This window comes from Trinickia soli (assembly GCF_002879855.1).
In the GTDB taxonomy this organism is placed as follows: Bacteria; Pseudomonadota; Gammaproteobacteria; order Burkholderiales; family Burkholderiaceae; genus Trinickia; species Trinickia soli.
Window position 1 is genome coordinate 1 of the sequence record NZ_PNYB01000046.1, and the last position, 12,956, is coordinate 12,956.

The 12,956-nt window shown below is 64.0% G+C and carries 12 protein-coding genes; 6 read left to right on the forward strand and 6 right to left on the reverse strand.

Annotation, left to right across the window (positions count from 1 at the left end; genetic code table 11):
- From tilS to cysS, 4 genes are all read right to left on the reverse strand, one after another.
- The coding region (gene tilS, locus C0Z19_RS27280; RefSeq protein ID WP_102612958.1) for a tRNA lysidine(34) synthetase TilS at positions 1 to 1,521 on the reverse strand (1,521 nt) is incomplete at its 3' end.
- 66 nt (positions 1,522 to 1,587) lie between these two features.
- Entirely contained in the window at positions 1,588 to 2,559 is a 972-nt protein-coding gene (locus tag C0Z19_RS27285) for an acetyl-CoA carboxylase carboxyltransferase subunit alpha (protein ID WP_102612948.1), read from the reverse strand.
- Positions 2,560 to 2,673: 114 nt separating this feature from the next.
- Positions 2,674 to 3,642, reverse strand: a complete 969-nt coding sequence (locus C0Z19_RS27290; protein WP_102612949.1) for a DNA-3-methyladenine glycosylase family protein — start codon at positions 3,640 to 3,642, stop codon at positions 2,674 to 2,676.
- A gap of 50 nt (positions 3,643 to 3,692) precedes the next feature.
- Positions 3,693 to 5,090, reverse strand: a complete 1,398-nt coding sequence (gene cysS / locus C0Z19_RS27295; protein ID WP_102612950.1) for a cysteine--tRNA ligase — start codon at positions 5,088 to 5,090, stop codon at positions 3,693 to 3,695.
- A gap of 196 nt (positions 5,091 to 5,286) precedes the next feature.
- Here cysS and C0Z19_RS27300 point away from each other — a divergent pair, with 196 nt between their 5' ends.
- From C0Z19_RS27300 to C0Z19_RS27315, 4 genes are read left to right on the forward strand one after another with little or no spacing between them, the layout of a single operon-like run.
- Positions 5,287 to 6,021 (forward strand): tetratricopeptide repeat protein, encoded by a 735-nt coding sequence (locus tag C0Z19_RS27300; protein WP_102612951.1) that lies wholly within the window; start codon positions 5,287 to 5,289, stop codon positions 6,019 to 6,021.
- Positions 6,022 to 6,062: 41 nt separating this feature from the next.
- Positions 6,063 to 6,644 carry a peptidylprolyl isomerase gene (locus tag C0Z19_RS27305; protein ID WP_102612952.1) on the forward strand — a complete coding sequence of 194 codons (582 nt, stop codon included), beginning with the start codon at positions 6,063 to 6,065 and terminating at the stop codon, positions 6,642 to 6,644.
- Between the two features lie 60 nt (positions 6,645 to 6,704).
- Positions 6,705 to 7,199 carry a peptidylprolyl isomerase gene (locus C0Z19_RS27310; protein WP_102612953.1) on the forward strand — a complete coding sequence of 165 codons (495 nt, stop codon included), beginning with the start codon at positions 6,705 to 6,707 and terminating at the stop codon, positions 7,197 to 7,199.
- Between the two features lie 26 nt (positions 7,200 to 7,225).
- Positions 7,226 to 8,038: a UDP-2,3-diacylglucosamine diphosphatase gene (locus tag C0Z19_RS27315; RefSeq protein WP_102612959.1), complete on the forward strand. Its 813-nt coding sequence runs from the start codon at positions 7,226 to 7,228 to the stop codon at positions 8,036 to 8,038.
- A 6-nt stretch (positions 8,039 to 8,044) separates the two neighbouring features.
- On the opposite strand, the gene cysE is transcribed toward C0Z19_RS27315, so the two are convergent.
- The gene (gene cysE, locus C0Z19_RS27320; protein WP_102612954.1) at positions 8,045 to 8,839 is read right to left on the reverse strand and encodes a serine O-acetyltransferase; all 795 of its coding nucleotides are present in this window, start codon (positions 8,837 to 8,839) and stop codon (positions 8,045 to 8,047) included.
- 218 nt (positions 8,840 to 9,057) lie between these two features.
- The gene (locus tag C0Z19_RS27325; protein ID WP_233196313.1) at positions 9,058 to 9,897 is read right to left on the reverse strand and encodes an RNA methyltransferase; all 840 of its coding nucleotides are present in this window, start codon (positions 9,895 to 9,897) and stop codon (positions 9,058 to 9,060) included.
- A gap of 392 nt (positions 9,898 to 10,289) precedes the next feature.
- Here C0Z19_RS27325 and C0Z19_RS27330 point away from each other — a divergent pair, with 392 nt between their 5' ends.
- On the forward strand, positions 10,290 to 11,093 hold the full coding sequence (locus C0Z19_RS27330) for an inositol monophosphatase family protein (RefSeq protein WP_102612956.1): 804 nt from the start codon (positions 10,290 to 10,292) through the stop codon (positions 11,091 to 11,093).
- Between the two features lie 135 nt (positions 11,094 to 11,228).
- On the forward strand, positions 11,229 to 12,527 hold the full coding sequence (gene lplT, locus C0Z19_RS27335; RefSeq protein ID WP_102612957.1) for a lysophospholipid transporter LplT: 1,299 nt from the start codon (positions 11,229 to 11,231) through the stop codon (positions 12,525 to 12,527).
- Positions 12,528 to 12,956 lie beyond the last annotated feature (429 nt).

Here is a 12,956-nt window from a genome sequence, read left to right on the forward strand (position 1 = left end):
GGCGCGGATCGGTCGTATTCGTGCCGGCGACGGGCGACGATTCCGGTCCCGACACGGTGCCCGCGGCAACGACTGCAAGAGCGCGCCGTTCAGGCCGACGAGCGGCACATACAGCAACCGTTCGCCCACGTAGACGAGCGGCACGTCGCGCTCCCATGCCGGCACGCCCATCTCCTGGAACAGATTCTTCAGGGTACGCGCCGCACTGCCAAGGCCGCGTTGCATGCGCTCGCCACCCGTGCGCGCCCGAGCCGACAGCGGCGCGCTGGCGAGCAGCGCCGCGGGCACCGTGTCGGGACCGGAATCGTCGCCCGTCGCCGGCACGAATACGACCGATCCGCGCCACTGCGGAAGATGCCACACCTGCTGACCGTTCCAATTGAGGTACACGGTCCGCTTGATGTCGCGCACGCTCGCCGAGGCATCGGCGCGCTCAGCCTCCCCGATGTCCGGTGGCGCGGCATCGGTCGGCGCCGAAGGAACCGCAAGCTCGACGTCGCGCGATTCGGGCAACGGCAAGCGCACGGACGGACGCTTCTCCCAGTAAATCTTGTCTCGATACAACCGCAAGCGAGCGCCTCCATGCATGACGCTCAACGCATGGCCGTCGCGGGCTTCACGCAATTGCCGCAACATGTCGGCCAAGCGGGCCGCCGAAGGCGTGCGCAGCGCGGCGGAGCGGATCCAGACACGCATTACGTTGGTCGCGCGGGCGTCGTCGAGCGCCGTCAGCGCTTTACGCGACAGTGCGACGCCCTCGTCTCGCGCGATCGAGCGCAGATCGATCTGCGCCAGGTCGTCGAGCAGCCGCTGCGCGGTGGCGGCATGGCGCGCCGTGCGGGCCAGCGCGTCTCGGAAGCCGGGAAACCGGGTCGTCAGCGCGGGCATCACCTCGTGGCGCAGCGCGTTGCGCGCATAGCGCGTATCGGCGTTCGACTCGTCTTCCATCCAGCGCAAGCCACGCAGGTGCGCATAGCGTTCCAGTTGCGCGCGCAGCAGATGCAAGAAGGGACGCACGCGCGGCACAGCCGATTGCTCGTCGACGCGCTGCGGCGCCATCGCCGCCAGCCCCGTCACGCCGGCGCCGCGCAGCAACTGCAGCAACACCGTCTCTGCCTGGTCGTCCGCATGGTGCGCGAGCCATAGCGCCGCGACCCCTTGCCGCGCGCACATGACATCGAGCGCGCGGTAGCGCGCCTCGCGCGCGGCCGCTTCCATACTCTCGCCGCCGTCTCGCACAATGTGCACCCGCTCGGCCTCGAAGCGCACGCCGAGCGCCTGTGCCGTGGCTTCGCAGTGGGCCAGCCAGCGATCGGCGTTCGGACTCAGTCCGTGATGAACGTGCAGCGCGACGCAACGCGCCGCTCCGGCGACGCGCACCGCGGCATCGAGCAATACGCTCGAATCGAGCCCGCCGCTATACGCAATCGCCACGATCGCGCCGGAGGGCAGTCCTGAAAGCACACCGCCGAGGGCATCGAGAACGATGCGCTCGGCGGCGGAATCGACAGGAGCAATCACGTTGAAAAGATCACGAAGAAGCGAGCGCCCGGCCGGGAAGCCGGGCACTACGCTGCCCCCGGCGGCTTACGCGCCCGGGACCGATTCCTTGAATTTGCCATAAGACATGAGGCGTTCGAACCGGCGTTGCCGCAAATCCGGCACGCTCATGCCTTGGAATTGGCGCAGCGTATCGGCCAACGCGCGACGCAGCAGCGCCGCCATCCCCTTCACATCACGATGGGCGCCGCCCAAGGGTTCGTTGACGATCTTGTCGATGAGGCCGAGCGCCTTCAGGCGATGCGCCGTGAGGCCGAGCGCTTCGGCCGCTTCGGGCGCCTTCGCTGCGCTCTTCCAGAGAATCGACGCGCAACCTTCGGGGGAAATCACCGAATACGTCGAAAATTGCAGCATCAAGACGCTATCGGCCACCGCAATCGCCAATGCCCCGCCCGAACCGCCCTCGCCGATCACGGTGGCGATAATGGGCGTTTTCAATTCGGCCATGACATAGAGGTTTCGGCCGATCGCCTCCGATTGCCCGCGCTCCTCGGCGCCGACGCCGGGGTACGCCCCCGGGGTATCGATGAACGTGAAGATCGGCAGCGCGAATTTCTCAGCCAGCCGCATCAAACGCTCAGCCTTGCGATAGCCCTCGGGGCGCGGCATGCCGAAATTGCGGGCGGCCCGCTCCTTCGTGTCACGGCCCTTCTGCTGGCCGATCACCATGCACGGATGGCCGTTGAAACGCGCCAGACCGCCGACGATCGACAAGTCGTCGGCATACGCGCGATCGCCATGGAGTTCGTGAAAATCGGTGAAAAGCTCGTTCACATAATCGAGCGTATAGGGACGCTGCGGATGACGCGCGATTTGCGAAACCTGCCATGGGGACAAGTTTGCGTAAAGGTCTTTCGTGAGCTGTTGGCTCTTTTTCGACAACCGCTCGATCTCTTCCGAAATATCGACCGCCGAATCGTCCTGCACGAAGCGCAACTCTTCAATTTTCGCTTCCAACTCCGCGATCGGCTGTTCGAAATCCAGAAAGGTCGTTTTCATATGTTCGTTCCTTGGGTCTTGCGGCAGCGCGTATTCTAACCGTACGCGCCCCCGTCAGAATCGAGCAAAACTATCGCTTGCTTCGTTTCAATAGCATGCAAACGTTCGCCAGTGCTACGACTCGATCGGGCCGTCGAGGCTGCGCCACATGTACCACGTCGCGACGGTCCGCCACGGCTCCCAGTTCGCCGCCACCTCACGCGCTTCGCTGCGCGTCACGGGCTCGCCGCTGAAGTAATTGACGCTGATGGCGCGAATCAGGCCGAGATCGTCGAGCGGCAACACGTCCGGGCGAGACAGATTGAAGATGAGGAACATCTCGGCGGTCCAGCGACCAATGCCTCGGATCTGCGTGAGTTCGGCGATCACCGCTTCATCGTCCATCGACATCCATTTGTCGACGTGCAACGCGCCCGAGACAAAGTGTTGCGCCAGGTCGAGCAGATATTCCGACTTGCGCTTCGAGAGCCCGCAAGCGACAAGCTTGTCGTGACCGAGCTTTCTGAACTGCTGCGGCGACACCTTCGGGCACGCGAGTTCGATGCGCTCCCACATGGCTTGCGCAGCCTGCACTGAAATCTGCTGACCGACGACCGAGCGCGCGAGCGTGACGAACGGGTCCCCGCCGTTCACAAGATGCACGGGGCCGAACTTCGGAATCAGCCGCTTCAAAATGCGGTCGCGCTTGACGAGATCCGCGCAGGCGCGGTCCCAGTAAGCGGGGCGCGTAATGGCGGGTTCGAGCCCGCCGATCTGCACGGGCACCGCCGCATCGGCACGCTTGCCCGCACGCGACTTACGCACGAGTTCGCCGTCCCCTTCGCGCGTGAGGCTTTGCACTTCGGCAGCCGCATCGGGCGCCGCGGCGCCGTTCGGTTTCGCCGGGCGTGCCGCTTTCGCTTTCCCTTCACTGGTACCGCCCGCCGACCGCGTGCTTGCGATCTTGGTGGACGGTGCGCGCCTGGCGCTCAAGGCACGCTTGGAAGCTGCCTTGTCGTCCCTTTCCGCGGTTGCCGCCACCGCCCTCGCGCGCGTGTCGCCTTTGCGACTTGCGCGCGCCGGCGCCTTTCTGGCCGTTGCCATCTTGCCTCCTGCCTGGCGAGTCGATCAGCGCGACGTGCGATGCACGGTCGTCATACGCGGCGCCATTCGGTCAGCCCGCCCGGTTTGTCTTCAAGCGCAACACCGGCTTCGAGCAATTGCGCCCGGATCCGGTCTGCCTCGGCGTAGTTTTTTGCATGCTTGGCGGCAGCTCGCTCGGCGATCTTCGTTTCGATCGCAGCCGCGTCGAGCCCTTGTGCAGCCTGATCGCCCGCCGCATGCTGAAGAAATGCACGCGGATCGCGCGCCAACAGCCCCAAAGCACCCGCCAACGCACGCAACTGTCGCGCCAGCGAGGCGTCGCGCGTGCGATTGACTTCCGTTGCAAGCTCGAACAGCACCGCAACGGCAACCGGCGTGTTGAAGTCGTCGTTCATCGCCTCGCGAAAGCGCTGCGCATGCACCTCGCTCCAATCGAGCGGAGCGCTGTCGGGTGTGACGTCCTTGAGCGCCGTGTAAAGCCGCGTCAGTGCCGCCCGCGCATCGTCGAGATGGACGTCGCTGTAATTGACCGGCGAGCGATAGTGCGCGCGCGCAAGAAAAAATCGCACGACTTCCGGATCATACTTTGCCAGCACATCGCGAATCGTAAAGAAGTTGCCAAGCGACTTGGACATCTTCTCGTTATCGGTCTGCACGAACCCGTTGTGCATCCAATAGTTGACAAACGTCTGACCGGTTGCGCCTTCGCTCTGCGCGATTTCGTTCTCGTGATGCGGAAACTGCAGATCCTGCCCGCCGCCATGAAGATCGAAATGTTCGCCGAGCAACGCACAGCCCATGGCCGAACATTCGATATGCCAGCCCGGCCGACCGGGGCCGTACTGCGAGTCCCACGTGCAATCGGCAGGGTCGCCCGCCTTCGCGTGCTTCCATAGCGCGAAATCGAGCGGATCCTGCTTGGCCTCGTTCGCCGCGACGCGCTCGCCCGCACGGAGATCTTCGAGCGATTTGCCCGAGAGCGCGCCATAGCGGGCGAACTTGCGCACGGCGTAGTTCACGTCGCCATCGCCCGCCTGATAGGCGTATCCGTTCGCCACCAGCGTGTCGATCATGCCCAGCATCTGGGGAATGTAGTCGGTCGCCCGCGGATCGATATCGGGGCGGGCGCAGCCAAGCGCATCGGCATCTTCGTACATCGCGGCAATGTAGCGATCGGTCACGGCCTTGATCGTCTCGCCATTTTCGACGGCGCGGCGGATGATCTTGTCGTCGACGTCCGTAATGTTCCGGACGTAGGTCACGCGAAAGCCGAGCGCACGGAGCCAGCGCTGCACAATGTCGAACACGACGAAAAGACGAGCATGACCGATGTGGCAATAGTCGTAGACGGTAATGCCGCAGACGTACATCCGCACTTCGCCTGCACGGCGCGGCACGAAGAGTTGCTTGTCACGCGCGAGCGTGTTGTAGATGCGCAGTGATTCCATAGAGACGATGCGTGAGCCTGGAGCAATCCGCACTCGGCGACGCGCATCTCGCAGCATTTCGCGATGAAGCGCAAGCGGTTTGCGCGGTGCGAATACCCTTGCGCCACGAGTGCTTCGATGCGAGCGGCGCGAAAGGCGACCACGACTGGCGGAGGACCGTTCGTCGTTCGAGGAAACCGACAAACGTTTTGTTAGAATGGGCCGGAGTATAACATCCAGACCTGAGCCTATGAAACCTTCCAGCGGCCGCACGCACCGCACCGCGGCCCTCGCCACGGTCTCCGCATTCGCCATTGCGCTCGCGGCTTTCACGAGTGTGCCGGCACATGCGCAAACGTCGGTGGCCGTGGCCGACGACACGCCGCAAATCGACGCATCGATCGCTGCACAAAACTGGAGCGGCGCACTGTCCGAACTCGATGCGCGCATCGCTGCGCATCCGCACGACGCCCAAGCAAAATTCAAGCGCGGTTCGGTCCTCGCGCATTTGAATCGCGACGACGACGCCATCCTCCAGTTCACCGAATTGACGCAGGCTTACCCCGAACTGCCCGAGCCGTACAACAATCTCGCCGCGCTGTATGCAAAGCACGGTCGCTACGAAGAGGCCCGCACCGCGCTCGAAACGGCGATCAAGGCGAATCCGGGCTACGGGCTTGCGTATGAAAATCTCGGCGATCTGTACTTGAGGCTCGCCGATCAATCGTATCGGCGCGCGCAGACGCTCGGCCAGGCCAGTGCGACGACGGCCCAGCGCATCGCTTCGATCGAGAAGATCGTCTTGCCGACAGCGGCCGCCCCCGCTGCCGCAGCCAAAGCGGTCGAGTCCGCGCCGAAGACGACGGTCCCGCCATCGATCCCGCCCAGCGTCCAATTCGGCGGTTCGAACGGCCCGTTCCCGGCGCAACCGTATATGGCGCCGTCAAACTGAGCACGGTCGTTCATTCGATTTCTCCCACCTTGAGGACACTCATGAAAAGCTTTTGGTTGGCGCTCGGCAGCGCCGCTTTGATCGCGAGCGCACCCGCTTTCGCTCAAACCGGCGCCGCTGCCGCGCACCCGCACGTGTTGCTGAAAACCACCGCCGGGGACATCAACGTCGAGCTCTATCCCGAGCAGGCGCCGAAGACGGTCGACAACTTCCTCGCCTACGTCAAATCCGGTCAATACAGCGGCACGATCTTCCATCGCGTCATCAAGGGCTTCATGATTCAGGGCGGCGGCTATACCGCGAGCTACGCCGAAAAGCCGACGCGCGCCCCGATTCCGCTTGAAAGCCGCAACGGCCTCAAGAACGTGGCAGGCACGATCGCGATGGCGCGCACGAGCGATCCGAACTCGGCTACGGCACAATTCTTTATCAATACGGTCGACAACGCCGGCCTCGACTACCCGAATCCGGACGGCAACGGCTACGCCGTGTTCGGCAAGGTCGTATCGGGCATGGACGTTGTCAGAAAGATCGAGGCAACCCCCACTACGACGCGCGGCCCGATGGCGGACGTGCCGCAACAGCCGATCGTGATCGAATCGGCAACCGTCGTTTCGAAATAACGCCCCACCCGCCGACGCATCTTCAACGCGCCGGCCTGGCTTTTTAGAAAGGAATCCATCATGGTCGAACTGCATACGAATCACGGCGTGATCAAGCTCGAACTCGACGCCGAAAAGGCGCCGAAGACCGTCGAGAACTTCCTCAACTATGTGAAGAAAGGTCACTACGACAACACGGTGTTTCACCGCGTCATCGACGGCTTCATGATTCAAGGCGGCGGCTTCGAGCCCGGCATGAAGCAGAAAGCCACCGATGCCCCGGTCGATAACGAGGCGAACAACGGCCTGAAAAACGTCAAGGGCTCGGTTGCGATGGCCCGTACGAACGATCCGCATTCGGCGACGGCGCAGTTCTTCATCAACGTCAACGATAACGACTTCCTGAACCACACGTCGCCCACGCCGCAGGGTTGGGGCTACGCCGTCTTCGGGCGCGTCGTGGACGGCCTCGATGTCGTGGAGAAGATCAAGAAGGTCAGAACGGGGTCGAAGGGCTTTCATCAGGACGTGCCGCTCGACGACGTCATCATCGAGAAAGCGGTCGTAGTCGATTGAACACGAGCATCATCCGAGACTCGGGGATCTCGGCGCGGCAAGACGCGGGGCCTCGCAACGTCGAGTCCAGCGTCCCGCACGAGCACGGCCATACGCGCCCGCATGCGCCGCGGCCGCTGCTGCTCATCTCCGATCTACACCTGAGCACGTCGATCCCGCGCACGGTCGACGCGTTCGAGCATTTCATTCGCGTAACGGCGGACAGCGCGGATTCGGTCTTTATATTGGGCGACCTGTTCGAATATTGGATCGGGGACGATATGCTCGGCGCCGATCCGTTCGCCGCGCGCGTCGCCGCCATTCTGCACACGCTCAGCGAGCGCGGCATCGCGTTGTACGTCATGCATGGCAATCGCGATTTTCTGCTCGGCAAGCGGTTCATGAAGGCTGCCGGGGCGATCTGGCTACCCGATCCGTTCGTGATGACGGCGTTCGGCGCGCGGATCGTACTTGCGCACGGCGACGCACTTTGCACGGCCGATCGTAAATACCAAACGTTCAGACGCATTGCGCGCTGGCGTCTGTTGCAGCTGATGTTTCTCGCCTGGCCGCTCACCTGGCGGCAGGCTCTGGCGCAGCGTATGCGCGCTTCGAGCGAGGAAGGCCGCGCACGGCCGCCGTCGCCGCTTTACGACGTCACACATGAGAGCGTCGAGGCGCTGTTCCGTTTGAGCCATACGACCACGATGATCCACGGGCACACCCACAAGCCCGCGCGCCATCTGGAAACGGGCGGCACACGTTGGGTACTGCCCGACTGGGATCTCGACCACGGCGCTCGCCGCGGCGGTTACCTGCGCATCGATGCGGAAGGCATCCATGCGCTCAATCTGGATTGACGACGCTCAACCCGTCTGGTGTTGATACAGGCGGTCGTCGGCATGCGTCGCCGTGCCTTCAATGACAGCCGATAGGCGCCGCAAGTCCACACTCCCCTCGCCCCCGTGCAACGCCTCGAGCCGCGCGCCGAGCCGCTCGAGCGCGGCGACGACTTCGTCCACACGCTGCGTTTCCTTGGCTGCATGATCGATGAGGCCGTGCAGCGCCAGCGAGACTGGATCCTCCGCGTTGGGCGAGATGCCATAGGCGCAAAAAGCGGCATGCGCCGATACGCGCTTGCTGTCGGCCGGCATGATGACGCGCGCCGGATTGCCGACGGCGGTAGCGCCCGGCGGCACCGGCTTGACCACGACCGCGTTCGAACCGATCTTCGCATCAGCCCCGACCGTAAAGCCGCCGAGGACCTTTGCGCCAGCGCCCACAATCACGCCGCGCTCCAAAGTCGGGTGGCGTTTGGCCCCGCGCGTCAGCGAGGTACCGCCAAGCGTCACGCCCTGATAGATCGTGCAATCGTCGCCGACCTCCGCCGTCTCGCCGATCACCACCCCCATGCCGTGATCGATGAAGACGCGCCTTCCGATCGTAGCGCCGGGGTGGATTTCGATGCCCGTCAGGAAGCGGGCGATTTGCGAAACATAGCGCGCGAGCGAGCGACGGCGCACACGCCAACATGCATGAGCGAACCGGTGCAGCACCAGTGCGTGCAGGCCCGGATAACAGGTGAGCACTTCCCAGGCACTGCGAGCGGCCGGATCCCGCTGACGAATCGTGGCAATGTCTTCGCGAAGTCTCTTGAACATGATGGGGCCCGCTGAAATGAAAGCCGTCGCCCGCTGGCGACGGCAGCCGTGCCGATATCGCCTTTGGCGATTTGCTTATGACGAACGTGTCGATTGTAGGGTGATCATCGGAAACATGCTGGACACGTCCCGATCGCCCCTTCGACGGCAAGGGACATTGGCGGCATCGGTTGCCACCCTGTCGTCATTTGGCGCCGATCGGCGCGTACGTTGGCGCTTTATGACGAAGAGGACTGATCCCGGCCATGCGCCTTGAGCAGAATGTGCTTGGCGATGCCGCGCACGATGTTGACCTCCTCGCGCTCGAGGCCCGAGCGTGCGAACAGCCGCCGCAGTCTCGACATCAGCTTCTTCGGATTGGCCGGATCGAGGAACCCGAGCGCGATCAGCGCGTTCTCGAGGTGGACGTACATGCGCTCGATGTCCTCGCTCGGCGCGCGCGAGCGCGCGCCCTCCTCGCCTTCCGGCGTGCCGGCGCCGGCAGCGCGCTCCTCGTTGACGAGATAAGCCATCCGCAACTCGTAGGCGAGCACCTGCACCGCCTGAGCCAGATTGAGCGAACTATAGGCGGGGTTGGCCGGGATATGCGCGAGCGCGCTGCAGCGTTCGACGTGCTCGTTGGACAGCCCCGTGCGCTCATTGCCGAAGACGAACGCGATGTCGCCGGAGAATGCATGATCGCGCGCCGCGGTCGCAGCCTCGCGCGGCGCGAGTTGCGGCGGGCCGTACTCTCGCATGCGCGCCGTCAATGCGACCGACCAGGTGACGTCGGCCAGCGCGTCGGCGAGTGTCGGCACGATGCGGGCCGAAGCAAGCACATCCTCTGCTCCGCTGGCCATCGCAATCGCTTCCGGATCGGACTGGACGAGCGCGACGCGCGGCGCAACGAGGACGAGCCGCGAGAAACCCATCGTCTTGAGCGCGCGCGCGGCAGCCCCGACGTTGCCTGGGTGGCTCGGCTCGACGAGCACGAACAAGGTCGACGTAAAGCCGCCGTGCGGACCGGAGGCGCAGGTATGGACAGTAACCGACGCGGAATGCGATGTGGAGCGGTTCAAGATGTAATGACGAAGTGAGCCAAAACCGGCGGATAGCGGAGCGAACGGTGACCGGAGCGGCGACCAAAGCCGACGGCCAAGGCGGATCGCCAAAGCGGCGCCCGCCGACATGTTATCGCGCTCGCCGGCCGGATGCGACCCGGGGCGCCCCGCGCGCGTTGCCGACGGTTCGGTGCAGCGGACCCGCGGTTGAGCCGGGCGGCCGCCGACTCGGGTAAAATACCGGAATTCGTGCGTGCCGGTTCACGGTTCGAGACCGGCCAGCCTACGCCTACGCTCGCGCACATCGCTCTTCTTCAATTCGCTTTCGTCGACGGAATGCCATGGCATTCCGGGCGGTTTGGTCCACCCGTCGCAGCGCGTGCAGCGCCGCGGTACAAGGAATCCGTTTTATGCATCCGATGCTCAATATTGCCGTCAAGGCCGCCCGGCGCGCCGGGCAGATCATCAACCGCGCTTCGCTCGACCTGGATCTCGTCCAGGTCAGCAAGAAGCAGCACAACGATTTCGTGACCGAAGTCGACAAAGCGGCCGAAGCGGCGATCATCGATACACTCAAGACGGCCTACCCCGATCACGCGATCCTCGCCGAAGAATCGGGGCGCTCCGAGAATCAATCCGATTACGTCTGGATCATCGACCCGCTCGACGGAACCACCAATTTCATTCATGGCATGCCGTACTACGGCGTGTCGATCGCGCTCGCTCATAAGGGCATCGTCACGCAGGCCGTTGTCTACGATCCGAATCGCAACGATCTCTTCACGGCATCGCGCGGCCGCGGCGCGTACCTGAACGACCGCCGTATTCGCGTCGGCCGACGCGACCGTCTCGGCGACGCGCTGATCGGCACGGGCTTCCCGTTCCGCGAGAACGACGGGCTGGACGCCTACTGCCGTCTGTTCGCCGAAATGACGCGCTCCTGCACCGGGCTGCGCCGCCCCGGGGCAGCCGCACTCGACTTGGCCAACGTGGCTGCCGGCCGACTCGACGGTTTCTTCGAACAAGGCATCAGCGCCTGGGACATGGCCGCGGGCAGCCTTCTGATCACCGAAGCGGGCGGCCTCGTCGGCAATTACACGGGCGATTCCGAATTCCTGGAACTCGGCGAAATCGTTGCCGGCAATCCCAAGATCTACGCGCAGATGGTGCCCATTCTGAATCCCTTCAGCCGCGCGGCGAAAAACGCCGAGTGATGCCTATCAAGCGATTGTCCCCGAGCGCGATCGGCTGACATGAACTGATTGCAGAAGCGAAGGCGGCTCCGGCCGCCTTCTTGTTTGCAGGTTCTGTTTTATGTCGCGTCAGGGTCTATACGGTCGCCGCTGCGCATGAAAAAAGGTTTCTACACGATCATTGCCGCGCAGTTCGTTTCGTCGCTGGCCGACAACGCACTGCTGATCGCCGCCATCGCGCTGCTCGGCGCGATGCACGCGGCCAGCTGGTGGACGCCGTTGTTGCAGATATTGTTCACGACGTCGTATGTCGTGCTCGCCCCATTTGCCGGCGCGTTCGCCGACGCCCTGCAAAAGCGATACGTCATGTTTGCGGCCAACGCGCTGAAGGCGGCCGGCTGCGCGATGATGCTGGCCGGGGTCCACCCGATGATTGCGTACGGCGTAGTCGGCATCGGTGCCGCCGCCTACTCTCCGGCCAAGTACGGCATTCTCACCGAACTGCTGCCGGCCCGACGGCTCGTTGCCGCGAACGCGTGGTTGGAATCGGCCACCGTGCTCTCGACAATCGTTGGCACCGCGCTCGGCGGCGCGCTCATCAGTGCCCGCGCAGCGTCAGTCCTGAGCCGGCTCGACTGGCCGTTCTTGCATCGAGCGCCCAAATTCGCGATGTTTTCGGTGATGCTCGTCTACGCGGCGGCGGCGCTCGTCAACATCGGCATTCCCGACACGGGCGCCCGCTACACAAATCGGCTGCGCGAGCCTGAGCGCCTCGTCGGCGAATTCATCGAAAGCTTCAATCTGCTTTGGCGCGACGAGCTCGCACAAATCGCGCTATGGGTCACGACGCTCATGTGGGGCGCCGCCGTGACGTTGCAATTGCTCGTGCTCAAATGGGCGGGCGCCAATCTCGGGCTCTCGCTGTCGGCGGCGGCTCTGATGCAAGGCGCGACCGGTATCGGCGTCGCGATCGGCGCGGGAGCGGCGGCGAGGCTGGTGCCCCTCGCGCGCGCGCTCGGCGTGCTGCCGGTGGGCATCGTCGCCGGCGTCGTCACAGCCGGCATGGCCTTCTATGGAAAGTGGCTGTTCCCATCGACAGCCGGCCTTCATTTGCACGGGCATTTCATTGCCGCCTATATCGCATGCGCGTTCCCGCTCATGATCGGACTCGGCGCTTTGGCCGGTTACTTTATCGTGCCGATGAACGCACTCCTGCAGCATCGCGGTGCAACGCTCATCACGGCGGGGCATTCGATCGCCGTACAGAACTTCAATCAGAATCTTGCCGTGCTGTTGATGCTCGGCGCCTACGCACTGCTGCTGCGTGCGAATGTGCCGGTGCAGTGGGTCATCGTGACATTCGGCGCTTTCATCTGCACGATGATCTGGCTCGCGCGACGGCGCAGCAAAGCCAACGCGCGCAAGGTCGATTTGCGGGCCATGATCGAAGACTGAACGCAATCCCATAAAATGGGTGGCTTATCTGCGACCTGACCGAAAGCGGGCGGAGCCCCGCGCCCGGCACGGCGCGGTGTGAGCCATGTGCGAGCAGCCTGCGAGCGGCGCGGCAGTAGCCGTTTGGCTGAGCACGAAAGGCTCGCGGCGAGCCGTATAGTTCGCCAAAGCCGCCTGCAGCGCTGGTGGGGCGCGGCACAACCGCGCGCGCGCTCACTGCGGCCGGAAACCGAATAGCGAAACGCAGCAACCGAACACGTCTTTGCAAAAGACATCAATGAAAACCGAAACCAGCGTCGATGCGCCAGCGGAACAAACACTCGCGAAGCACATGCCCTACATGCAGCAGTCTCTGTGGGCGACTTTCTAAAGCCCTTGGAAAAGGACTCCGAGAGTGGTGTCCCCGCCACAGTCCCCCTTCTATCCCCC